This is a genomic window from Nitratireductor indicus C115, from assembly GCF_000300515.1.
Taxonomy (GTDB): Bacteria; Pseudomonadota; Alphaproteobacteria; order Rhizobiales; family Rhizobiaceae; genus Nitratireductor; species Nitratireductor indicus.
In genome coordinates this window covers 1-22462 of record NZ_AMSI01000027.1, presented here as the reverse complement: position 1 = coordinate 22462, position 22462 = coordinate 1, and the positions used below count along the sequence as shown (strand labels likewise).

22 protein-coding genes are annotated in these 22462 nt (G+C 60.2%); 13 read left to right on the top strand and 9 right to left on the bottom strand.

What is annotated here, in order from left to right:
- Window positions 1-27 precede the first annotated feature (27 nt).
- Window positions 28-234 carry a hypothetical protein gene (locus NA8A_RS22930; protein ID WP_009452820.1) on the bottom strand — a complete coding sequence of 69 codons (207 nt, stop codon included), beginning with the start codon at window positions 232-234 and terminating at the stop codon, window positions 28-30.
- A 608-nt stretch (window positions 235-842) separates the two neighbouring features.
- Here NA8A_RS22930 and NA8A_RS24500 point away from each other — a divergent pair.
- From NA8A_RS24500 to NA8A_RS22865, 12 genes are all read left to right on the top strand, one after another.
- A complete protein-coding gene (locus NA8A_RS24500) occupies window positions 843-1862 on the top strand; it encodes a hypothetical protein (protein WP_143088142.1) in 1020 nt (339 codons plus the stop codon).
- 687 nt (window positions 1863-2549) lie between these two features.
- The gene (locus NA8A_RS22915) at window positions 2550-3956 is read left to right on the top strand and encodes a PTS galactitol transporter subunit IIC (RefSeq protein WP_009452817.1); all 1407 of its coding nucleotides are present in this window, start codon (window positions 2550-2552) and stop codon (window positions 3954-3956) included.
- An 11-nt stretch (window positions 3957-3967) separates the two neighbouring features.
- Window positions 3968-4429, top strand: coding sequence for a PTS sugar transporter subunit IIA (locus NA8A_RS22910; RefSeq protein WP_009452816.1), 462 nt, complete (start codon window positions 3968-3970; stop codon window positions 4427-4429).
- A 24-nt stretch (window positions 4430-4453) separates the two neighbouring features.
- Complete coding sequence (locus NA8A_RS22905; protein WP_009452815.1) at window positions 4454-4741, top strand: PTS sugar transporter subunit IIB; 288 nt, start codon at window positions 4454-4456, stop codon at window positions 4739-4741.
- A 562-nt stretch (window positions 4742-5303) separates the two neighbouring features.
- Window positions 5304-6197 carry a methylisocitrate lyase gene (gene prpB / locus NA8A_RS22900; RefSeq protein WP_009452814.1) on the top strand — a complete coding sequence of 298 codons (894 nt, stop codon included), beginning with the start codon at window positions 5304-5306 and terminating at the stop codon, window positions 6195-6197.
- A 35-nt stretch (window positions 6198-6232) separates the two neighbouring features.
- A complete protein-coding gene (locus tag NA8A_RS22895; RefSeq protein WP_009452813.1) occupies window positions 6233-7204 on the top strand; it encodes a Bug family tripartite tricarboxylate transporter substrate binding protein in 972 nt (323 codons plus the stop codon).
- Window positions 7205-7271: 67 nt separating this feature from the next.
- Window positions 7272-7655: a 5-carboxymethyl-2-hydroxymuconate Delta-isomerase gene (locus tag NA8A_RS22890; RefSeq protein WP_009452812.1), complete on the top strand. Its 384-nt coding sequence runs from the start codon at window positions 7272-7274 to the stop codon at window positions 7653-7655.
- A gap of 24 nt (window positions 7656-7679) precedes the next feature.
- Complete coding sequence (locus tag NA8A_RS22885; protein ID WP_009452811.1) at window positions 7680-8126, top strand: tripartite tricarboxylate transporter TctB family protein; 447 nt, start codon at window positions 7680-7682, stop codon at window positions 8124-8126.
- The gene (locus NA8A_RS22880; RefSeq protein ID WP_009452810.1) at window positions 8123-9622 is read left to right on the top strand and encodes a tripartite tricarboxylate transporter permease; all 1500 of its coding nucleotides are present in this window, start codon (window positions 8123-8125) and stop codon (window positions 9620-9622) included. Before NA8A_RS22885 ends, NA8A_RS22880 begins: the two co-directional genes overlap by 4 nt.
- A 49-nt stretch (window positions 9623-9671) precedes the next feature.
- Window positions 9672-10547, top strand: coding sequence for a fumarylacetoacetate hydrolase family protein (locus tag NA8A_RS22875; protein WP_009452809.1), 876 nt, complete (start codon window positions 9672-9674; stop codon window positions 10545-10547).
- Window positions 10547-11356 (top strand): 2-oxo-hept-4-ene-1,7-dioate hydratase, encoded by an 810-nt coding sequence (gene hpaH / locus NA8A_RS22870; RefSeq protein ID WP_009452808.1) that lies wholly within the window; start codon window positions 10547-10549, stop codon window positions 11354-11356. Before NA8A_RS22875 ends, hpaH begins: the two co-directional genes overlap by 1 nt.
- A 26-nt stretch (window positions 11357-11382) precedes the next feature.
- Window positions 11383-12189, top strand: a complete 807-nt coding sequence (locus NA8A_RS22865) for an aldolase/citrate lyase family protein (protein WP_009452807.1) — start codon at window positions 11383-11385, stop codon at window positions 12187-12189.
- 17 nt (window positions 12190-12206) lie between these two features.
- Here NA8A_RS22865 and NA8A_RS22860 read toward each other — a convergent pair whose 3' ends face one another.
- From NA8A_RS22860 to NA8A_RS22825, 8 genes are all read right to left on the bottom strand, one after another.
- Window positions 12207-12989 carry an IclR family transcriptional regulator gene (locus NA8A_RS22860; protein WP_009452806.1) on the bottom strand — a complete coding sequence of 261 codons (783 nt, stop codon included), beginning with the start codon at window positions 12987-12989 and terminating at the stop codon, window positions 12207-12209.
- 115 nt (window positions 12990-13104) lie between these two features.
- The gene (locus NA8A_RS22855; RefSeq protein ID WP_009452805.1) at window positions 13105-14919 is read right to left on the bottom strand and encodes an ABC transporter ATP-binding protein; all 1815 of its coding nucleotides are present in this window, start codon (window positions 14917-14919) and stop codon (window positions 13105-13107) included.
- Window positions 14920-14921: 2 nt separating this feature from the next.
- Window positions 14922-15854 carry an ABC transporter permease gene (locus tag NA8A_RS22850; protein WP_009452804.1) on the bottom strand — a complete coding sequence of 311 codons (933 nt, stop codon included), beginning with the start codon at window positions 15852-15854 and terminating at the stop codon, window positions 14922-14924.
- Window positions 15851-16828 carry an ABC transporter permease gene (locus NA8A_RS22845; protein ID WP_009452803.1) on the bottom strand — a complete coding sequence of 326 codons (978 nt, stop codon included), beginning with the start codon at window positions 16826-16828 and terminating at the stop codon, window positions 15851-15853. Before NA8A_RS22845 ends, NA8A_RS22850 begins: the two co-directional genes overlap by 4 nt.
- A complete protein-coding gene (locus NA8A_RS22840; protein WP_009452802.1) occupies window positions 16825-17796 on the bottom strand; it encodes a nucleoside hydrolase in 972 nt (323 codons plus the stop codon). Before NA8A_RS22840 ends, NA8A_RS22845 begins: the two co-directional genes overlap by 4 nt.
- Window positions 17793-18752 (bottom strand): nucleoside hydrolase, encoded by a 960-nt coding sequence (locus tag NA8A_RS22835; RefSeq protein WP_009452801.1) that lies wholly within the window; start codon window positions 18750-18752, stop codon window positions 17793-17795. Before NA8A_RS22835 ends, NA8A_RS22840 begins: the two co-directional genes overlap by 4 nt.
- A 92-nt stretch (window positions 18753-18844) precedes the next feature.
- The gene (locus NA8A_RS22830) at window positions 18845-19726 is read right to left on the bottom strand and encodes a dihydrodipicolinate synthase family protein (protein ID WP_009452800.1); all 882 of its coding nucleotides are present in this window, start codon (window positions 19724-19726) and stop codon (window positions 18845-18847) included.
- Between the two features lie 26 nt (window positions 19727-19752).
- Window positions 19753-21300: an ABC transporter substrate-binding protein gene (locus NA8A_RS22825; protein WP_009452799.1), complete on the bottom strand. Its 1548-nt coding sequence runs from the start codon at window positions 21298-21300 to the stop codon at window positions 19753-19755.
- Window positions 21301-21435: 135 nt separating this feature from the next.
- Between NA8A_RS22825 and NA8A_RS22820 the strand changes: the two genes are divergently transcribed.
- The gene (locus NA8A_RS22820; protein WP_009452798.1) at window positions 21436-22341 is read left to right on the top strand and encodes a LysR family transcriptional regulator; all 906 of its coding nucleotides are present in this window, start codon (window positions 21436-21438) and stop codon (window positions 22339-22341) included.
- The last annotated feature ends 121 nt before the right edge of the window (window positions 22342-22462 follow it).

Sequence of the window (22462 nt, the reverse complement as noted above, 5' to 3'; positions counted from 1 at the left end):
TGGCTGACAGGAAGACCGCCGCCCTAATCAACCCCGCTCGAACTGCTCAGTCCTGCGGATCACCCAGGCCTTCTTCGTGAGCAATATCACCTCGCCATTCTCCTTGCGCCGGACAGCAGCCTCATAGGCAGCATGCCCGACCATCAAGTCGCAGGTCTTCGCAATATCACGCCGCAGATTGCCGTGCTTGTCGAAGGCCCGTATCCAGAAATCCATATCATCCATGTTCTGCATGTGTTCTCATGCAGTGTCAGGAGTCAATACGCGCCCAGATCAAGCCTTGTGACATAGACTGATCCTCCCTGACTGCCCCGCTGGCCCTATCGGCTGGCGGGGCTTTTTTGCGTTTTGTGATGACAGAAACCTGACAGAAACACCGGAACATATCGTGACGTTTCTGTCGTGTTCTCTTGCCAAAACCCACGTTTTCCGGCATTCCTGTGACCATACACTCCCTTGGTAAGGGAGAGGTCGAGAGTTCAATCCTCTCTCGCAGCACCAGTTTTCCGATAGCTGACATGAATTGGCGGTATTTTGCGTCTGCATGGCGTTGCGATTCTGTTTCAAAAACCAAATCGATACGTTTTCGAACGCCGATTTTACGCCTTTTCCAATTCTGCATCGCGCTCTGATTAGTACTCACGATCAGTGCCGCGGAATTACTTGCCCATAAGAATGGGTGAAATCAGGTTGAGTGCATCAGGATTTGTTTTTGTAACGTTTTAGATTGGAGAAAGGGCGTATATGTTCGTGTAAAAAAAGATAGAATATAATAATATTTCGAATAAATTTACATTTTGTCGAGGTGGGGAGGCTTAAAATATTTTAAAAGCGAAGAATTGATGCGCCAGCAAAACTTAATTCATTTATCGGAAGTTGTCGCGCTCACTGCGCGCGCCAATGTTTTACAAAAAAAAGATTTAGGGAATGCAGATGTGTCTATGGATGAAAGGCTCGTTGCCTTGGAAGGCCTTTTGGCCAGTCCCTTTTTCAAGGCTTCGGATCGCAATCGGCGCTTTTTGAAGTTTGTGATTGAGGAAACTGTCGCGGGGCGGGCAGATCGCATCAAGGCTTTTACCATCGCTGTGGATGTCTTTGGACGCGACGCCAGTTTCGATGCGACAGTGGATCCAATCGTTCGCATCGCGGCGGGGCAGCTTCGTAAGTCGCTTCGCGATTATTATGACAATCATGGCAAGACGGATCTCATCCGAATTGGAATGCCGCTGGGCGCCTATATTCCCTCGTTCGAAAGGTCGTCCAAGTCAGAGCGATTCTGGCAGCAATTCTCGGGAGTTACCCGTTTTCTTCAAAAAAGGCTGATGAGCCTTGCAATTCTAATTCTTCCGGTGGGGCTTGTGGCCGGTTGGTTTTATGCTCCTTCTGGAGAGTGGCGGTTTGCCCGGGAAGAAATGCGGCCCGTCGTCATTGTGGACAGCGCGCGTACCCCCTCCGAAGAAGCAGATATAGCGGGATTGTCGAGGCAGTTGAACAATGCGTTATGGGTGGAATTCGCGCGCCATAATGGCGTTCGTCTTGTTGGCGTGCGCGCCGATGAAAATCTCGATTCGGTGGTTGCTGGCGTAAAGCGCGATCTGGATGCAGGGGCACGCGTGTACAAGCTGATGACCACGGTTCAGCGCGAGGGTGACGAGTTGAATGTCTATTGGCATCTTGTCGATGCGAGGTCCCGCGAAACCTATTACTCGTCCTACATGACTACTCAATTGTCTTCTGAAGAACGCGGGGCTCTGGTGGCAAATATTGCCGAGAGGGTCGAAGCCTCTCTGTTTCGCTATGGCGGCGTAATGGAGCAATATTCTTCGAAGGCGGGAGTGATTGCCAATAATGTCAGGGAGTGAGGCCTTAGGGCCTCCTCTTTCTTCTCCCTTTGCGCATGCCCCTTTCAAAGGCGGGGTGGTTGCGCTTGCAAAATTGGAGCAGATCAAGATCGACGGGGCCGTGCCGGGCGATGATGATGTCGACCTCGTTTCCCGTCATTCCGAGATCCGCATACTCATCCAGAAGCTTGATGATAATGTCGTAATCGACCAATGGCTGTGCAGGCATGGAAACCCCGCGAAATTAGGAGGGCCGTCGGCGGGCTTGCGGTGTCTCGTCCTCGCCGTTGAAATTGGGTCCCAAAGTCCCGCCTGTTCTCCGAAGAGGCAGACGAGACTTTGGGAGAGCCGGCCCGGGGGGCGGGAGAGCCGGCCTGTTCAAAAATCATTCAACTCGGAGAACGCGAGAGGCGTGAATTGTGCTCTCAATGATTGTGAATTTTCTGCGCCAATTGGCTGTCGGTTGATCTTTCCCGCTTCATGTTTCCGTCAGCGCCTTCAATCAGCGTCTGAATGGAGAGTGGCGCCATCTGCCGATTATGGGCAAATATGCGATGTGTTTTTTGTGATTTTTGTTGGAAAAGCCGTGCCGCTCTGCCCGCAGAGCCAATTGACAGGCAACATATGGGCGGTCATAGACTTACGTCTGCCGGCTAAAACAAATGTTCTTGTTTAGATCGGTTACAAACCGCTTCGAGGGGGAGGAAAATGGACGCATTTCTGAGCGGCCTTAAGGCAGCGGTAGATACGCTGGGGGCAACGGTCCTGTTGCCTATCGTTATCTTCATCATCGCCATCGTTCTGGGGGCCAAGGTCGGCAAGGCCTTCCGCGCCGCCGTTACGATTGGCGTCGCATTCATCGGTATCAACCTCGTCCTGGGGCTGATGCTTGGCTCCATCGGCGACGTGGCGCAGGCAATCGTCACCAACACGGGCATTCATCGCGATATCGTCGATGTCGGCTGGCCGTCGGCTGCTGCCATCGCATTCGGTTCCTCGGTCGGCCTTTGGGTCATTCCGATTGGCATTGCCGTCAATGTCGTGCTTCTTCTGACGCGCATGACGCGTACGCTGAATGTCGACGTCTGGAACTTCTGGCACTTTGCCTTCATCGGCTCGCTCGCCGTCGCCGCCACCGGCAGCCTTGCCTATGGCCTGGTTGTTGCGGCATTGATGGCCGCCCTGTCTTTGCTGTTTGCCGATTGGTCTGCACGCGCCGTGCAGAAATTCTATGGCATTCCGGGCGTTTCCGTTCCTCATCTGGCTTCCGCGCAGATTCTGCCGATCGCCATCGTTGTGAACTGGATCATCGAGCGCATCCCGGGCATCAACAAGATCAACATCTCCACCGAGACCATCGAGCGTCGCTTCGGCGTGTTCGGCGAGCCGGTGGTGCTTGGCCTTATCATTGGTCTCGTTCTGGGTGTCATCGCCTATTACAACGCGGGCGATTTCGGTACGGTCCTGTCGAAGGTCTTGCAGACGGGTATGACGCTTGCTGCCGTGATGCTGCTCCTGCCGCGCATGGTGAAGATCCTCATGGAGGGCCTCCTGCCGGTTTCCGAAGCCGCTCAGGAGTTTGTGCGCAAACGCACGGGCGAGCGTGAGCTGCTTGTGGGGCTCGATTCGGCGATCCTGATCGGTCACCCGGCCGCTATCTCGTCGTCGCTGATCCTGGTGCCGATCGCCATCATCCTGTCGGTCATCCTGCCGGGCAACCGGGTCATTCTGTTTGCCGATCTTGCGGTCATTCCCTTCATCGTGGCGCTCACTGCGCCGCTGATGCGGGGCAATGTCTTCCGCATGGTGATCGTGGGAACAGTGACGCTGGCCGTCGGTTTCTATGTGGCCAATGCATTGGCGCCGCTCTTCACCACGGCGGCTGTGGATTCCGGTTTCAAGATGCCTGAGAACGCGGTGCAGATCACCTCGGTCGTCGATGGCTTCCTTTGGATTTCCTATGCGGTCATCGCGGCGATCCGCGGTCTCGGCGCTGCCGGTCTGGCCTTGCTTGCGGCAATTATCGCCGCCTGCTTCTGGCTCTACCGCCGCAACACCCTCGCCTGGGAGCGTGCTGCCGGTGCCGAGGACGACGAAGTCGAACAGAAAGGATAACGGGTTCTTCCATGGCTGAAGCCCTATTCAATCACATCGATCCCGGGGCGGTTGTCCTCGGGGTCGAGAAGGAAACAAGCGAAGACGTCATCCGGCTTCTTGCCGACAAGCTGAAGGCGGATGGCTATGTGAAGGACAGTTTCGCTGATGCCGTGGTCAAGCGGGAGGCTTCCATGCCAACCGGGCTGCCGCTTGGCCGCGACGTGAATGTCGCCGTCCCGCATACCGACCCTGAGCATGTCATCAAGCCGGGCATAGCGCTTGCGACGCTGAAGAAGCCGGTCACCTTCGCCAATATGGAAGATCCGGATGAGGCCGTGCCTGTTGGCGTGGTGTTCCTGATGGCACTCAATGACAAGGATCGTCAGATCGAAATGCTTCAGAAGATCATGGAGACGATCCAGAGCGAAGAAGCGATTGCCGGCCTGATGCGGGCGGTTTCGGTTGATGAAGTGGCCGCAGTGCTTAAATAATGGCGCTCTGACCGGGAGAAACGAATGAGCATCAACAAACGAGTTCTTTTTGCCTGTGGCACGGGCATCGCTACTTCGACGGTCGTTTCCAACGCTGTCGTGGAAGCGATGAAGGAGCGTGGCATCAACATCGATGCGCGCCAGTGCAAGGCGACGGAAGTTCGCTCCGAGCTGAACGGTATGGACCTGATCGTCTCCACGACACAGCTCCCCGCCGATCTGCCGGTGCCTTCCATGGTTACGCTCGCCTTCCTGACAGGCATGGGCAAGGCCGAGGCGCTCGACAAGATCGAGGCCGCCTTACGCGGCTAACCTCTTCATCGAGGAAGGGCGTTTCAGATCCCGGTCGCGCAAGCGGCCGGGATTTTTTGTATCTGTCTTGAGGCTCTGCCGTGAAACCTTCCCCAATCGTGGCAGCCTTGCCGCGCGCGCAGCCGCGTAGGGAAGGACCGGTCCACGCGCGCTGATAATCCGTCGGCCGGAGTTTGCCTGTAGTTCCCGTTGCAGCGCCTGCATCGCATGTGTGCCTCCGGGCACGGGCAACCATGTCCGGTAGTGCGCTTCTGGCCGCCTCAGGTTTACGATCCCGTCAGGCGGAAAATGACCATATTCTGGTCAGTGGCGAAGCGCTGTCACCGCCGCCATTGCGGATTGGCTCCTTGTCAAAATTTTTCTCCCCAGCGTAAGCCAGGTGCCTTGTTCGGCTAAATACCGGGAAAACATCGGAAATCCTTCCTGCATCTTATCAGCGGGCCCTCCAGTTGCACCCGGCGGTCAAATTATGAGCTTGACTCAAAAATGATTCACAATATGGTCTTTAAAAATCAAATACTGTTGTATTGACCATATTATGGATAAATTGGAAGGAACAGGAATGTCGGCATCGCAGAATTCTGCTGGAGCGCGCTTCAGGCAGGCCCTTGTGGAGGAGAGCCCGCTGCAGGTGATGGGCACCATCAACGCCTATACGGCGATGATGGCCGAGCGCACGGGGTACAAGGCCCTGTATCTCGCAGGGGCAGGCGTGGCGAATGCCTCCTATGGCCTTCCGGATCTGGGCATCACCAATCTAACGGATGTGCTTACCGATCTGCGCCGGGTCACCGATGCGACCGACCTTCCGGTTCTGGTCGATGTCGATACGGGTTTTGGCGGAGCCTTCACCATTGCGCGTCTGGTTCGTGGCCTGATCAAGGATGGCGCGGGCGCCATGCACATGGAAGATCAGGTCCAGCTCAAGCGTTGCGGCCATCGTCCGGGTAAGGAAATCGTCAGCAAGGCGGAGATGGTGGATCGTATCAAGGCCGCTGCCGACGCCAAGACCGATCCGAACTTCTTCATCGTGGCGCGAACCGATGCGCTGGCAATTGAAGGTCTCGATGGTGCAATCGACCGTGCCTGCGCCTATGTCGAGGCAGGCGCCGACATGATCTTTGCCGAAGCCTGTACGGAGCTTTCCCAGTACAAGGCTTTCGTGGACGCGATCGATACGCCGCATCCGGTACTTGCCAACATCACCGAATTCTCCAAGACACCCAACTTCACGCTCGACGAGCTTCGAGGCGTGGGGGTCTCTGCCGCCCTTTATCCGCTTTCCGCTGCCCGCGCGATGAACGCGGCTGCCCTGAAGGTCTTCCGCCATATTCGCAAGGAAGGTTCGGCCAAGGGCATTCTCGAAATCATGCAGGACCGGGAAGAACTCTATGACTTCCTCAATTACCATGAGTACGAGAGGAAGATCGACGAGCTGTTCCGCAGCCAGAAATAAGCCACAAGAACCACAGGGAAAATGGGAGGAGTTTCATGCTCACCAAGAGAGCATTTCTGACAGTTGCCGCCAGCGCCATGGCGCTGGCGATGACATCGGCCGGCCACGCGGCGGAGGACTATCCGAAGGAGCCGATCAAGCTGATCGTTCCCTATTCGCCAGGCGGTGGCACCGATGTTACCGCACGCATCGTGGCTGAAGGCATGGCGAAGAACCTTGCACAGCCGATCATCGTGGAAAATCGTCCGGGCGCTTCCGGCACGGTCGGCACATTGCTCGCCAAGAGCGCCAAGGCCGATGGCTACACCTTGCTGTTCGGCATTCAGGCAACCCTTGCCCTGAACCCGTCCCTCTTCAAGTCGGCCACATACGCTCCGAAGGATGATTTCGCCGGCGTCGCCCTGATTTCGGAATCGCCCTATGTCATCACGGTTCCGGGCAAGGCGGGCATTGCGGACTACAAGCAGTTCGCAGAGGCTGCCACCGAGCGCATGACCATGGCCAATGGCGGCAGTGCGGCTCTTCTTGCCGCTCGCCTTCTGGCGCGCGATGCTGGACTCAAATTCTCGAACATCCCGTATTCGGGTACGGGTGCGGCGATCTCCGACATTCTGGCGGGGCGTGTGAATGCGCTTATCTCCAGCCCGGTCTCGGTGCTGCCTCATATCGAGAGCGGTGCGCTGAAGCCCATTCTCGTCACCAGCACCACGCGCTATCACGCATTGCCCGATACGCCGACCGCCGAAGAGCTCGGTTTCAAGGGCTTCAATGTTGTCGGTTGGTATTCCATCGTCGCGCCGAAGGGTGTGCCGCAGGACCGTCTCGACATGCTCAACGAGGCGTTCCGCAAGACCATCGCGGATGAAGCCATCGCCAAGCGCCTGATGGATGTCGGCGTCACGCCGGCGCCGGGCAAACTCACCGCCGCCGAAACCAGCGAATACATCGCCCGCGAATATGATCTCTGGACCAAGGAGATTGCGGATGCGGGTATAGAAGCTCAATAAAGCCGGCAAAATAACAATAAGAAGAATGGGCGGGAGTTTCCTCTTCCGCCCACCATAGGAGCATCGCATGCCGCACGCATGGGTCGAATATTCCGCAAACATTGAAAACGAGCCGGAAATCCGCGCTCTCGGTCGCTGCGTCTACGACGCGATGATTGAATCCGGCATTTTCCCCGTTGCGGGCATCAGGGTTCGGATGAACCGCATCGACAGCTATCTGGTCGGAGACCTCAAGCCGGAGCATGCCTTCGTGCATCTCTCGGTGCGGATCGGCGAGGGGCGCAGCCACGAGGTCAAAAAGGCCGCCGCCGACCTGATTTACGAACGCGTCTCCAGCCATCTCAAGCCGCTTGCTGGCCGGTCGCCCTTGGCGTTCGCCTTCGAGATGCAGGAGATTCCGAGCGCCTACAGCTACAAGATGAACAATCTGCGCCAATACATTCCGGCGTGACGCCATCTCTGGGAGGGAGCACTGATGAAGACACTCAAGGATGCGAGTGGCGGCCTGCTGATCGCGCTGACGGGGCTTGTTTTCCTCATCGGCGCGAGAAATTTCGCGGTGGGCGATCTGCGCAATATCGGTCCGGGTTTTTTTCCAGTCGCGCTCAGCGTTCTTGCAATAGCTGCCGGCCTCCTAATCACCACACTCGACGTGATCAAAAAGGCCCATGCGCAGATGTCGATGGACCTGCGCGCACTCGCCTGTGTTGCTGCGGCAATCATCGTCTATGCGGCGCTCCTGGAGCGTGCGGGTGTTCTCGTCACCACCGTTCTTGCCGTCTTCATACTGGCGCTTGCGCGCCGGCCGCTGCGCCCGCTTGAAACGCTACTTCTCGGCACCGGTCTTTCCGCCTTCATCTGGGCAGCCTTCGTCCTGGGACTCGGCATGCCGCTCTCCCTGTTTCCGGATATACTCCAATGACAGATTTCATCTCGGGTTTTGCGACTGCGCTTCATCCGCTGAACCTGTTCTACTGCCTGATAGGCGTGGTTCTGGGCAATATCGTCGGCGTTCTGCCTGGCATCGGTGCCATCGCGGCTATCTCCATCCTCCTGCCGGTGACCTTCTATCTGGAGCCGACGACAGCGGTCATCATGCTGGCCGGCGTCTACTATGGCGCCGAATATGGTGGCTCCATCTCCTCGATCCTGCTCAATTTGCCAGGAACAGCCTCCAACGCCATCACCACGCTCGACGGTTATCCGCTGGCGCGGCGCGGCGAGGCAGGCACGGCGCTTCTGACCGCTCAGATTTCGTCCTTTGCCGGCGGCACGCTCGGCATCGTGGCGATGGTGGTCTTCTCGCCGCTGATCGTCGCATTCTCGCTGTCCTTCGGCCCGGCGGAATATTTTGCCACATTGCTGTTGGGGCTCGTGGCCGGGTCGACGGCTGTTGGCAATTCGCCACTGCGCGGCGTTGCCATGGTCTGCATCGGCATGCTGCTCGGCTCTATCGGGCTTGATCTCAACAGTGGCATCGCTCGTTACGACACGGGCTTCCCCAACCTGCTTGACGGTCTCAGCATCGTCGCGGTGGCGATGGGTCTGTTCGGCATCCCCGAAGTGGTGGCCAATATCCGTGCCGCGCAGCGCGACGAGAAGCCGATACCGATTTCGGCCGGTGCAATGTTTGCAGCCTTTCGCAAGCTGCGCAGCATTGTACCATCGGTGCTGCGAGGTGCGGGCATTGGCGGTTTCCTTGGTCCGTTGCCGGGCGCCGGTCCGACCATCGCATCCTTCCTCGCCTATTCGGTCGAGCGCTCCACGAGCCGCAATCCTCAGGAATTCGGAACCGGCCGTATCAACGGTGTCGCGGCCCCTGAGGCGGCCAACAACGCGGCAGCCCAGACCGCTTTCATCCCCACGATGACGCTTGGCATTCCCGGAACGCCGACCATGGCCATCATCCTGGGCGCGTTGATGATCCATGGTATTGCTCCTGGTCCGCAGCTTGTTGGCGAGCACCCGGATTTGTTCTGGGGCCTGGTGGCCAGCTTCTGGGTGGGCAATGTGTTCCTGCTGCTCCTCAACGTGCCTCTGATCGGTGTGTGGGCGCGGCTGGTTTCGGTGCCGAGGCGCTTCTTCTTCCCGGTTATCGTGGCTCTTGTATGCACGGGTGTCTATGGCGTCTCGAACTCGGTCTTCGACATCTGGGCCGTGCTGCTCATGGGCGTTGCCGGTTATGTCTTCCGTTGCTTCGGCTTCTCGCCTGCGCCGCTTCTGATTGGCTTTGTCCTGGGACCGATGATCGAACAATATCTGCGCCGCGCGCTGATGATTTCCAACGGCGATTACGCCTATCTGTTCAGCAGCGGCACCAGCATCGCAATCCATTGCCTGACGCTGTTCGTGCTGCTGTGGCCGATCGTCCGTTCATACCGGAGCAAGGCACGCATGCGGGCCGAAGAGACAAGCTGACACGGCGGGCGCCTGCCACCCGCTTTTCCAACCATCGGAGAGTAATGCAATGTCGAAATATGGGCGTCTGGCGAGCTTCACGGCCGCCGGAAGGAAGCGCTTCGGCCTCGTGAACGACAGGGGGCTCGTCGATTTGTCGGGCCGCACGGCCGGTCAGTGGCGCGATCTGCAACACGCGGTCTGCGAGGGTAGCTTGCAAGAGCTGGTCGAGCGCGCCGCCGGCCTCGATGCCGATTTCGCCCTGGATGAGGTGCGCTTCGATATCCCGCTTGCTGCACCGGGCAAGATCATCTGCGTGGGCGTCAACTATCCAGACCGCAATGAGGAGTATAAGGATAACCAGGCAGCCCCCACCAATCCTTCTCTCTTCATCCGGCTTCCCGGGTCGTTCACTGGTCACCAGCAGCCGCTGATGCGACCGCCGGAATCGCATCAGCTCGATTATGAGGGCGAGCTTGCGCTGGTTATCGGCAGGCCAGGTCGCAGGATTGCCGAAGTCGACGCGCTCGATCACATAGCGGCAATGACCGTCTGCAATGAAGGCACCATCCGAGATTGGGTGCGCCACGCCAAATTCAACGTAACGCAGGGCAAGAATTTCGATGCATCCGGCGCAATGGGCCCGTGGATCGTGCCCTATGTGGAGGAAAGCCAGATAGCCGATGTGGCCCTCGCCACCCGGGTGAACGGTGAGACGCGTCAAAGCGACCGTACCGGCCGAATGATCTTCAGCTTCCGCCGTCTCATCAACTACATCTCCACCTTCACGACATTGCAGCCGGGCGATGTCATCGTAACGGGAACACCCACGGGTGCCGGCGCTCGCTTCGATCCGCCCATCTGGCTGGAACCGGGCGATGTGGTGGAAGTCGAGGTCGAAGGCATTGGCCTGCTGCGTAACACGGTGGCGGACGAGGTGGCATGATGCTCGATCCGCGCACAATCGAGGCGCTGGCAGGCGAACTCGATGTCGCCGAGCGGGAGCGGGTACAGATTCCGCTCATCTCGGCGCGGTTTCCGCAATCCGGCCTCTCCGATGCTTATGCGGTTCAGGACCGTTGGGTCGCCTTGAAGAAGAAGGCGGGCCGACGCCAGATCGGCTGGAAGATTGGCCTCACCTCGCAGGCGATGCAGGCCGCTCTTGGCATCGATACGCCGGATTCCGGCGTTCTCTTCGATGACATGGCGTTCGAGGAAGGTGGCGTGGTGCCCGCGGGGCGCTTCATCAGGCCTCGGGTCGAGGCGGAGATCGCTTTTCTGCTCAAGGAACCATTGTCCGGTCCCGACATCAGCGTCACCGACGTGCTCGACGCGACATCCTATGTCCTGCCTGCTCTTGAAATCCTCGACACACGCATCGTGCGCCGCGACGAGGCCACGGGCAAGGCCCGTACGATTGTCGATACCATTGCCGACAATGCGGCGAATGCTGGAATTGTCACCGGCGGACGGCCCATGCGGCCGCTTGATACCGATCTGCGCTGGCTTGGCGCCATCGTCTCGAAGAACGGTCGGGTCGAGGAAACGGGCCTTGCCGCAGGTGTTCTCAACCACCCGGCGCAGGGCATCGTCTGGCTGGCCCGCCGTCTTCACGGTCTGGGGCAGCGGCTGGAGCCGGGACAGATTGTCTTATCCGGGTCCTTCATAAGGCCGCTCGAAACCGAGCCAGGCGACACGGTGAGCGCGGATTTCGGCCCGGCCGGAACGGTGAGTATCCATTTCGGGCGCCCATAAGCGAAACCAGATCAGGAAAGAATGCGATGCCTGCTCCCAGGAACCGTTTCAAGGCCCGCCTTTCAGAGGGCGATCCGCAGATAGGCCTCTGGATGGGGCTGGCCAATGCCTATACGGCCGAAATTTGTGCCGGCGCTGGGTTTGACTGGCTCGTCGTTGATGGCGAACATGCACCCAACGATCTGCAGTCGATGATCGGCCAGTTGCAGGCGCTCGCCGCCTTTCCGGTTTCTCCCGTGGTGCGTGCGCCAGTCGGTGAAACCTGGATATTGAAGCAGCTCCTCGACATCGGCGCGCAGAGCCTTCTCGTGCCCATGGTGGAGAGTGCGGCCCAGGCACGCGCTCTCGTGGAGGCTGTGCGCTATCCGCCGCGCGGCAAGCGCGGTGTTGGCGCGGCGCTGGCGCGCGCATCGGCATTCAATCGCATCGGCGATTATCTGACGACCGCCGACGGGGAGATGTGCCTGATCGTGCAGATCGAGTCCGTCGCGGGACTGGCCGCGCTTAAAGAGATTGCAGGCGTGGAAGGGGTCGATGCGGTATTCATCGGCCCTTCGGATCTCGCTGCCGACATGGGCTATCTCGGCCGGCCGGGCGCACCGGCGGTAAAACAGGCCGTGCGCACGGCCATGGCAACCCTGCACGATCTGTCGTGCCCTGCCGGGCTCCTGACGGCGGATCAGGCCTTTGCGCGCGAATGCCTTGAGGAGGGTGCCCGCTTTGTCGCCATTGGCACCGACGTCACGCTCTTTTCAGGCGCGATATCGCAACTTCGTCGGCAATTCGCCGGAGGCGGCGATGCCGTAAAGCAAGCGCCATCCTCGGGATATTAGACATCGCATCTGGAATGTCAGCGCGAGTGCAGCGGGTGTAGCGGGCGCATCTTGCTGAGCTTGTCGTTGATGCGTCGTACCTCGCGTTCCAGCGCATTGACCACCATCTCCAGATGGTCCCCGCGCATCCGCTCCTGGATCGTCGAGACGCTGAGCGACGCAAAGGGCGTTCCTGCACTGTCGAGGATCGCCATGGCGACGGTCCTGATGCCAAGCCGCGACACTTCGCGTGACACATAGCCTTTCTGCCGCGCTTCCTCGATCAGAAGAGGGATGCGCTCTGGCGCGGTGTCGGAATCCTTGAGGCGCTTCTGGTTGCGCTGAAGCATGGCTTGCGCCTGCGCTTCATCCATCGCCGCAAGGATCGCAAGACCGCCGGCACCCAGTCCGAGAGGTCTCTGCACACCCACATCCAGCACGAATGCCTTGACGGGAAAGCTGCCGGTCTCGCGGGCGATGCAGACCATGTCGTCGCCCACCAGCCGGTTCAGGAAGACTGTGTCTCCCGTACTCTCCACAAGCCGCATCAGACTGGGGCGATAGACTTCCTGGAAATCGAAGAACGGCAGAACCTGCAGGCCGAATTCATAGATTTTCGGCCCCAGATGATAGCGCTTGTTCTCGCCATCGAACTCCACGAAACCGTGTTCCACGAGAGCCATGAGCAGCCGGCGCGTTGTCGGACGCTTGAGCTGCGTTTCATTCATGATGTCCGCGAAGCTTGCGCCGTTCTTGTGTTCGCGCGCGACGATGTTGAGGATCGTCGCCGCACGATCGATGCTTTGCGTTCCCTCCGCCACTGACGTATCTCTCCCGGCTGGTTGCTGAGCCTCGTCTTTCATACGTCAGAACGAGCCTGTGCCTGAACCTCCGTCTCATACCGTGGTCCGGCGGCCTTCTGCAAGCGCACTTGCCTCAGGCCGCCTCCGCGTCGATCTGCACCAGATGCCCGTCGCTGATTTCCCGATAGAGCCGTTTGGGCGGCTGGTAGTCGGCGGCGCGGTAGGGGCTGCGGATTTCGTCGCTCGAAATCTGCCGCGTCCGTCGCCGTGTCGGATCGGCGATCGGCACGGCGGCCATCAACTTGCGCGTATAGTCGTGCTGCGGGTTCTCGAAAACCGCCTGACGCGGCCCGATCTCGACGATTTCGCCGAGATACATGACGGCCACGCGATGGCTGATGCGTTCCACCACAGCCATGTCGTGGCTGATGAACAGATAGCCAAGGCCGAGTTCTTCCTGCAGGTCGAGCATCAGGTTGATCACCTGCGCCTTGATGGAGACATCTAGGGCGGAAACGGATTCATCGGCAACGATCACCTTCGGATCGAGGGCGAGCGCCCGTGCAATGCAGATGCGTTGGCGCTGGCCTCCGGAGAATTCGTGCGGGAAGCGGTCGGCCATGACGGGTGAAAGACCAACCTGTTCCAGCAATGCTGCGACGCGCTCGCGCGCAACAGTGGCATGGGCTAGCCCGTGCGCGATCATCGGTTCGGCGATGGCCTGCCCGATGCGCATGCGCGGGTTGAGGCTCTCGAACGGATCCTGGAAAATCATCTGCGCTTCGCGGCGGATTTCGACGAGCCCCGTCTTGCTGGCTTCGCCGACATTCCGCCCGTCGATTTCCACGGTGCCCGAAGTCATCTCGGTCAGGCGGATGATGGAGCGTCCCGTCGTCGACTTGCCACATCCGGATTCGCCCACCAGCGACAGGGTTTCGCCGGCGCGTACCTCGAAGGAGACGTCCTCGACCGCATGAATGCGGCCCACCGTACGGCGCAGAATGCCCTTGCGCACAGGAAAGCGCGTGACGAGATTGTCGACCTTGAGGATCGGTTCTCCGTTCCTGCGCACGGTATCGGCCGTGGGTTTCACGGGAGCTGCCTCGCCGGTTTCCATATCCACGATGGGAAAGCGTAAGGGGCGGGGTTCGCCGGCCATGGAGCCCAGCTGTGGCACCGCCGACAACAGCGCGCGCGTGTAAGGATGCGCGGCATTGCCGAATATGCGCTCGGTCGTATCCGTTTCCACCACGTCGCCGCGATACATGACCACGGTACGGTCGGATATCTCTGCCACCACGCCCATGTCATGGGTGATGAAGAGAACCGACATGTCCTCTTCCTCTTGCAGTGTCTTGATGAGCTCGAGGATCTGGGCCTGGATCGTCACGTCCAGAGCGGTGGTGGGTTCGTCCGCGATCAGCAGTTTCGGCTCGCAGGCGAGCGCGATGGCAATCACCACGCGCTGACGCATGCCGCCCGAAAAGTTCATCGGATATTCGTTCAGCCGTGCGGCGGCGGAGGGAATGCGCACCTTGTCCAGAAGCCGGATCGCCTCGGCCGTCGCTGCCCGGTGATCGAGGCCGCGGTGCTGCATCAGCACTTCGGTGATCTGGTCGCCGATCTTCAGGACCGGATTGAGCGAGGTCATGGGTTCCTGGAAGATCATGCCGATCCGGTTGCCGCGGACCGCCTGCATGTTCTCAAGCGGAAGCGAGAGCAGGTCCTGACCTTCGAAGTCGATACGGCCATGCGAGCGGGCATTGGCCCCCAGAAGGCGCATGATCGACATTGCGGTAACGCTTTTCCCGGATCCGGATTCGCCCACCACGGCAAGCGTTTCGCGCGCACCGATATCGAAGCTGATATCGCGGATCACATCGCGCCACTGGCCGTCGACCTTGAATTCAGTGGTCAGGCCGCTGATCGAAAGAATGGGGCTCGTCATGATCAGCCCTCCCGCCGGGGGTTGAGGATGTCGCGCAGGGAATCGCCGATGAGGTTGATCCCCACGATGAGCAGAAGCAGCGTGATGCCGGGGAAAACGCTGATCCAGTAGTCGCCCGAAAGCATGTATTCGAAGCCATTGGAGATCAGAAGGCCAAGCGATGGCTCCGTCACCGGCAGGCCGATACCCAGGAAGGAAAGAGTCGCTTCGAGCATGATCGCATAGGCGACGCGCATGGTCGCCACGACGATCAGCGGCGGCAGGCAGTTGGGCAGAATGTGCCGGAAGATGATGCGCCGGTCCGGCAAGGCCATGGAGCGGGCGGCGTCGATATAGGCGCGTTTGCTTTCCACAAGGGCCGAGCCGCGTACGGTGCGGGCGTAATAGGCCCATTGGGTGACGACCAGGGCGATGATGATCTTGTCGACGCCCTGTCCCAGAACGGCCAGGAAGATGAGCGCGATCAGGATCGCGGGAAAGCTGAGCTGGATGTCGACGATCCGCATCAGAACGGCATCGGTGCGTCCGCCTGCATAAGCGCTGACGAGGCCAATGCTCGCGCCGATCACAAGCGCAATTGCCGCGCTGATGATGCCGACGAAGATGGATGTGCGCAGGCCATAGAGGATCGCGCTGAAGAGATCTCGTCCCTGATCGTCCGTGCCGAGCAGATAGACCGTTCCGGTCATGCTCTCCGAGCCGGGTGCAAGCCGCCCGTCCATGATGTCGAGCTGGGCGAGGTCGTAAGGGTTCTGCGGTGCGATCAGCGGTGCAAGGAGGGCCGCGAACAACAGAACTCCGACGATGATGATCCCCGTCAGTGCAAGCCGGTCGCAAGCAAGCGCCCTGAGCGTGCGCGCTAGTGGAGATGCATGCACACTCGTGCCCGGTACGGCCGTGTGAACAGAGACGGCATCTTTTTGACGGGTGCTCATCGGGATCCTCCTTCCAGGCGAACGCGGGGATCGACGAGGGAATAGAGGATGTCGACGAGAAGGTTGATGATGCTGAACATGATCACCGTTATCATCAGATAGGCGAGGATCACCGGCCTATCGAGCACGCTGATCGCATCGATGATGAGCTTGCCCATGCCGGGCCAGGCGAAGATGGTTTCCGTCACCACCGCAAAGGCGATCAGCGAGCCGAGTTCGAGCCCGATCACGGTGATGAGAGGGATGAGCGTGTTCTTCAGCACATGCACCCGCAGGATGCGGCTTTCGGGAATACCCTTGGCGCGCGCGAAGCGCACAAAGTCGAGCTGCATGATTTCCATCACGCCGGCCCGCGTCAGGCGAATGACGAGCGAAATCTTGAACAGCGCGAGGTTGAAGGCCGGCAGGATCAGGTGCGACAGGCCGTCGAGCGTCAGGAAGCTCAGGGGCACGCCGAGAATTGACACCGTATCGCCACGCCCGGAGGCGGGCAGCCAGCCGAGCTGAACGCTGAAGACCATGATCATGATGAGGCCGATCCAGAAGGTCGGCAGGCTGAAACCGAGGATCGAGAAGGTCATGATCGACTTGGAAATCAATCCTTCGGGCTTGAGGCCGGCGCGTATGCCGAGCGGAATGCCGATCACGAGAGCCATCACCAGGGCGGTGAAGGCGAGCTCCATCGTTGCGGGCATGCGGTGCAGGATCAGGTCGAGCGCCGGCTGGTTGAAGACGAAGGAATTCCCGAGATCGCCCGTCAGCGCACGCGAGACGAACAGGAAATACTGCTCCCATACCGGCCGGTCGAGACCGAAGGACTGGATGATCTCCAGCCGTTCGGCGGGCGTCGCGGATGGACTCAGGAGCACGTCGACCGGATTGCCCACGAGATAGAGGCCGACAAAGACCAGCACGCTCATGACGAAAAGCGTTACGACCGCCTGAAAGGCCCTGCTCAAAAGATAGCTGCTCATGCGTCGATCTCCCTTTCGCCGGACGTGAGAGCAAGTCCCGCGATCCGCTCGACCACAAGCTCGCGATAGCCCCTTTCGTCCACGCCGCTCATTACGAGCGCATTGGGCCGCCTGTCGGATTTCCCGTAGAAGTCCGCCCAGGTCTGGCCTGCCGTCGGGCCGCAGAGGGTGACTCCAATGGCCATTTCCTTGCCTGAAAACAGATCGGGTTGCAGAAGCCAGGCGATGGTCATGGCGTCGTGGATGGCTCCGCCGGGGCGACCGAAACGTTTGATGTCGCTCCGATCATAGGTTCGCAGCAGTGCGGCAAGCGCGCTCCCGCAAGGGCTGCCCTTGGCCTCGAAGCCTCTGAAATCCTCTTCCGTGAACAGTGCCTGGAAAGTCACGTCCAGAGGCATCAACACCAGCGGAACGCCAGAATTCCAGACGATTTCGGCCGCGTGCGGGTCGGCATGAACGTTGAATTCGGACCAGGGCGTGCGGTGCCCGAGGGAGGCGAAAGCGCCGCCCATCATGACGATCCGCTCGATGCCCTGCGCGACATTCGGGGCAAGTCGCAGCGCAAGTGCGATATTGGTCAATGGGCCGATGGCGCAGATAGTGATCCGGCGCCCTTTGCTCGCCGCTTTCAGCGCCTCCTCGGCAATGAAGCGCACGGAGGAAACGGCCTGCGGCCCGTGATCAGTCTCCGGCACCAATGTGTCGGCAAAACTGCCGATATGAGCATATTTCCCGAAAACCTGGTCGCGGATCAGCGGCCCGGCTGCTCCGGCGTAGACCGGCACGTCGCGGCGTCCTGCGAGCGCCACCAGCTTGCAGGCGTTTTTCACGCTCGCCGCAAGCCCGACATTGCCGGCCACGACGCTGATCCCCGCAAGGTCGAGTTCGGGGGAGGCGAGCGCCAGAAAGATCGCGGCGGCATCGTCCACGCCTGGATCCGTGTCGATGATAATCCGGCGGCGGCTCATGCCGCGCTCCTGGCCCGGTAGCGGGAGAACCGCTCCAGAAACAGCGCGATGACGCCCTCGGCATCGACATGCGTCGCGATGTCGGCATTGGGTTCGAGCCCGCTCTTGCCGAACCAGTCGGCAATGGTCTGCCCCATGCACAATTCGCTCTCATGCTCGATGAAGATGCGCGCGCGGCGTGTCTCGAAGAGCTGCGGGGCGAGCAGCCAGGCGATCACCAGCGGATCGTGCAACGGCCCTCCGCGAGAGCCATAGCGTTCCGCCTGGTTGCGGTCCCAGAAAGCCATGAGATCGGCAAGCTGCCTCGATATGCGTCCGCTAATCTCTGCGAAGGCGCTCACATGGTCCGGGGTGAGAATGACCTGATGTGTTGCGTCCAGCGACAGCGCCACGATGGGAATGCCGCTCGAAAACACGATATGCGCCGCATGCGGATCGACCAGCATGTTGAACTCGGAGGTCATCGTGCGGTTGCCCGGCTCGCGATAGGCGCCACCCATCATCACGATCCGCTCTATGCCAGAGGCGATGCCGGGCGAGATACGCAGGGCCATGGCGATGTTGGTCATCGGTCCGAGACAGCACAGCGTGATGCGCTTTCCAGTCTGGGCGGCTTCGCCAAGCCGGTCGATCAGGAATTCAACCGCACCCTTGGCTTCCGCCTGTTTCGCCGGAAGCGGCAGGTCGGTGTTGCCCAATCCGGTTTCGCCATGGAACTGGCCGTAGATCGGCTCACGCAACAGCGGGCGATGGCAACCGGCATGGACGGGAATATCCGTCCGCCCGCCGAGTTCACAGATTTGCAGGGCATTGCGCAGCGTGCGCTCGATCGGCTGGTTGCCCGCAACCGGCGTGATCGCGACCACGTCGAGCTCGGGCGAGACAAAGGCTGCCAGAAGCGCGATGGAATCGTCGATCCCCGGGTCGCAATCGATGATGATCGGAAGTGCGGTCATGTCGTTCTGCCTGCCGTCGAGCGGGTCTGAAATAATAGGCCGGCGGCGCCTCTCGCGAGAGGCTGCTGCCGGGGCCTTGTGTGTTTCGAGGTCTAGAGTGCGCCCACCGAGCGCAGGACCTCGGCGATTTCCGCTCGTGAGGCCTCATCGAGCGGTGCCTGCGGGGCGATGGGATCGCCTACGGCAAACCCCTGCAATTGCAACGCCGACTTGATGCAGGACGCAATCGAATATTTCGCGAAGATCTCGTTGACCCGCCACAGCGGGCGCTGCAATTCCATTGCGCGGGTCCAGTCGCCGGCCTTGGCGGCATCGTAGAGCTCGATGCTTTGCCGCGGCACGATGCAGGCAGGCCCCGCCATCCAGCCCACACCGCCGATCATCAGCACGCAGGCCGGGATATGGGCGGAGGCCGCGAAGACGTCCATCCGGCCGCGGGTTCTCTCGATGATCGACAGAAGGCGGCCCGTATTGGTGGAGGCATCCTTGATGTAGCAGATATTCTCCACATGGCTCAGCCGCTCGATTGCCGGCAGCGTCAGATCGGACCGCTGGAACTGCGGGTTGGTGTAGAGCACCACAGGGCGGCCGCCGGCGGCTTCCGCTATCGCCGTGAAATAGGCTTCGACACCCGCATCCTTGACCGGGAAATACGCTTCCAGGATCGCCAGTATGCCGTCGGCGCCGGCGTCGATCATGGCGCGTGTCTGGGCGACGGCGTCGCGAATGCTCGTCGCTGCGACGCCGGCCACGACCGGAACCCGGCCGCGATTGGCATCGAGCGTGGCTTTCACCACCTGAAGACGCTGGTCGTTCGACAGATAGGCGAATTCGCCCGTGCTGCCCAGCGGCGTCAGGCCATGAACGCCCTGCGCCACCAGATGCTCCACCAGATCGCCGAGGACGGCGGTGTTGATACCGCCCTCGGAATCCGTCGGAGAGACCAGATACGGAAAGACCCCGTGGAAAGACATCTGAGCTGTCTCCTTCCGTTTCGCGCCTATTGGGCCGTCACGTAATAGGGCAGCGTGTAGCCGTCCGAACGCCCTTCATAGGAAAGGCCCTGCTTGGCCGCCCAGGTGTAATTGAGGAAGAAAAGCGGAATGATGCCGAGATCGTCCATGGCGATTTCCGTTGCTTTCTTCAAAAGCGTCTCGCGTTCGCCATCGTCCAGGGTCTTGCGGGCCTTGTCCAGCGTCGCGTCGAATTCCGGGTTGGAATAGCGGCCTCGATTGCCCTGGCCCGCATTCGGCCCGTAGGTCTCAAGAAGAGGCCCCAGAACCCCCGAGGGCTCGCCGGTTTCCACGGCGGCACCGCCCATGATGAAGCTGAATTCTCGGGCCGATGCGCGGGAGAAATAGACGCTGCCCGGAAGGGTCTCCACCGCGGTGTTGACTCCGATGCGGCTGAAGAACTGACCGACGGCCTGCGCGACCTTGGAATCGTTGGGATAACGGTCGTTGGACGCATGGAATGTCAGGTCGAACCCATTGGGGTACCCTGCATCCGCGAGCAGTTTCTTGGCGGCTTCGGGATCATAGGCTTCCACCTTGAGTGCATCGTCATAGCCGAAATAGCCTTCCGGAACGACCTGGCCGGCGGGCGTGCCCTGGCCATCCATGATGCGATCGACGATGGCTTCGCGGTTCAGCGAAAGAGAAAGTGCGCGGCGCACTTCCTTCTTCACCAGCGGGTTCCTGCCGTCCGGACCCTTGGCGAAGGGCGATTCCTCGCGGTCCTGATCCATATGCAGATACATGAGACGGTTGCCCGTTGCCTTGACGACGTTCAGCGAGGGGGTGCCCTCGAGGCGGCGCGTATCGGCGGTGGGAATGTTCTCGATGAGATCGACATCCCCCGAAAGGATCGCCGCGACGCGGGCGCTGCTGTTCTTGAAGATGCGGAATGTCACCTTGTCCCAGGCGGCCTTCTCGCCCCAGTAGTCGTCGTTGCGGGCAAGCACGATGTTGTCGTCAGGCGTCCAGGAAACGAATTTGAAGGGACCGGTGCCGATCACGCCATTGCCCTTGTTCATCTCTTCCGTGGGCGTTTCGCCCTGCTCGGCAGGCAGGATGGCGATGCGGCTGAGATTGTTCAGAAGGAGAGGCGTCGGGCCGTCCGTCTTGATCCGGACGGTCAGCGGATCGACGGCTTCCACAGCGGTGATCGCCTTCACATAGGGCGTGAACGAGCTTGGACTGTTCGTTGCGGCAAGCGGGACGCGCTTGATGCTGGCGGCAACATCCTCAGCGGTGAAATCGCTGCCATCGTGGAATTTCACATTGGCGCGCAGCTTGAATTCCCAGGTCGTGTCATCGATCCGGTCCCAGCTTTCGGCAAGCGCCGGCTGGATCTGCTGGCGGGCATCCTGGTTCACGAGCCCATCGAAAACATTACGCGCCATCGCACTGTTCGGACCGACCACGTAGAACTGCGGATCCATGGATGTGGTCGAGGCGGAAAGCCCGACCGTCAGGTCGCGTGCGAAAACGGAAGCCGGCAGGATCGCCGTTGAAAGGGCGAGCGCCGCCGTTGCGAGAATTTTCATGATGGACGTCCTCCTCCAGGTGCCATTCACCGCTTTTTGCGTGCGGTATAGCCAGCAGGAATAGAACCTCCAGACATGTATTAAAAATTGCATTTAGGCCTGGTTCTATGCCAAAATATTATAAGGAGATTTGCCTTGCGACTGAAACCCCGCCAGCTGGAGGCCTTCCGCAACGTCATGACGGCGCACAGCGTGACGGCGGCGGCGGAAGCGATGAACATCACGCAGCCAGCCGTAAGCCGCCTGGTGCGGGATCTGGAAGTGGCGGTGGGCATCACGCTTTTTGCCCGGCAGGGCACGCGTCTTGTCCCCACGCCGGAGGCGCAGCTTCTGCTGCATGAGGTCGAACGGCTTTATATCGGCATCGATCAGATTGCACGGGCTGCAAGCGACATCCGCCAGCACAAGAACGTGGTCCTGCGCATGGCGAGCGTCACCTCGCTGGTGAGGCCCTTTCTGCATGACGCGTTGATCGAGGTTATCGGAGATCGGCTCGATCTTCCTCTGGTTCTCGACGTGGAAAACAGCCGTCACATCTGGGACATGGTGGAGAAGAACCATTATGATCTCGGCTTCGTCTTCGGGCCTTCGCGCTCGGGCGACCTTCAGACGGTGCATCTTCACAGCTCGCAAGCCGTTGCCGCCATGCCGCACGATCACCCTCTTGCCGGTCGGGAGGTCGTCACGCCTGCCGATTTGAGTGAATACCGTGTGCTGACGGCCGGGCGGAATTCCCCGCTCAGGCGCGGTCTCGACAGGGCCTTCGCAACCGCAGAGCAGGCGCCGCTCAACACGATGGAGACGTCGATGCTCAATTGCTGCCATTTCGCAGCGGCCGGCATGGGGGTCGCCATCGTGGATCGGACCACCATGCGTGCGGCTTCGGTGGATTTGTGCACGCGGCCCTTCCTTCCCACCATCGATATTTCCTATTTCGCCGCCCGTCCCGCAGGAAGCCGGCAAATTCCAGTGCTAGACCAGATCGTCGAGCGCATGCGCGAACTTCTCGAAGCCGAAAGCGCTACGGGTCTTGCGCAGTGAAGATACCGGTCGTTTCTGAAGGACGTTGGCAGCGGCGCCGCCGTACCTAACGCATGCCTACCGGAAGTGGGAACCGGCTCAGGGGGGGATGCATAATGTCTCAGCGGCCGATCCTGTCGAG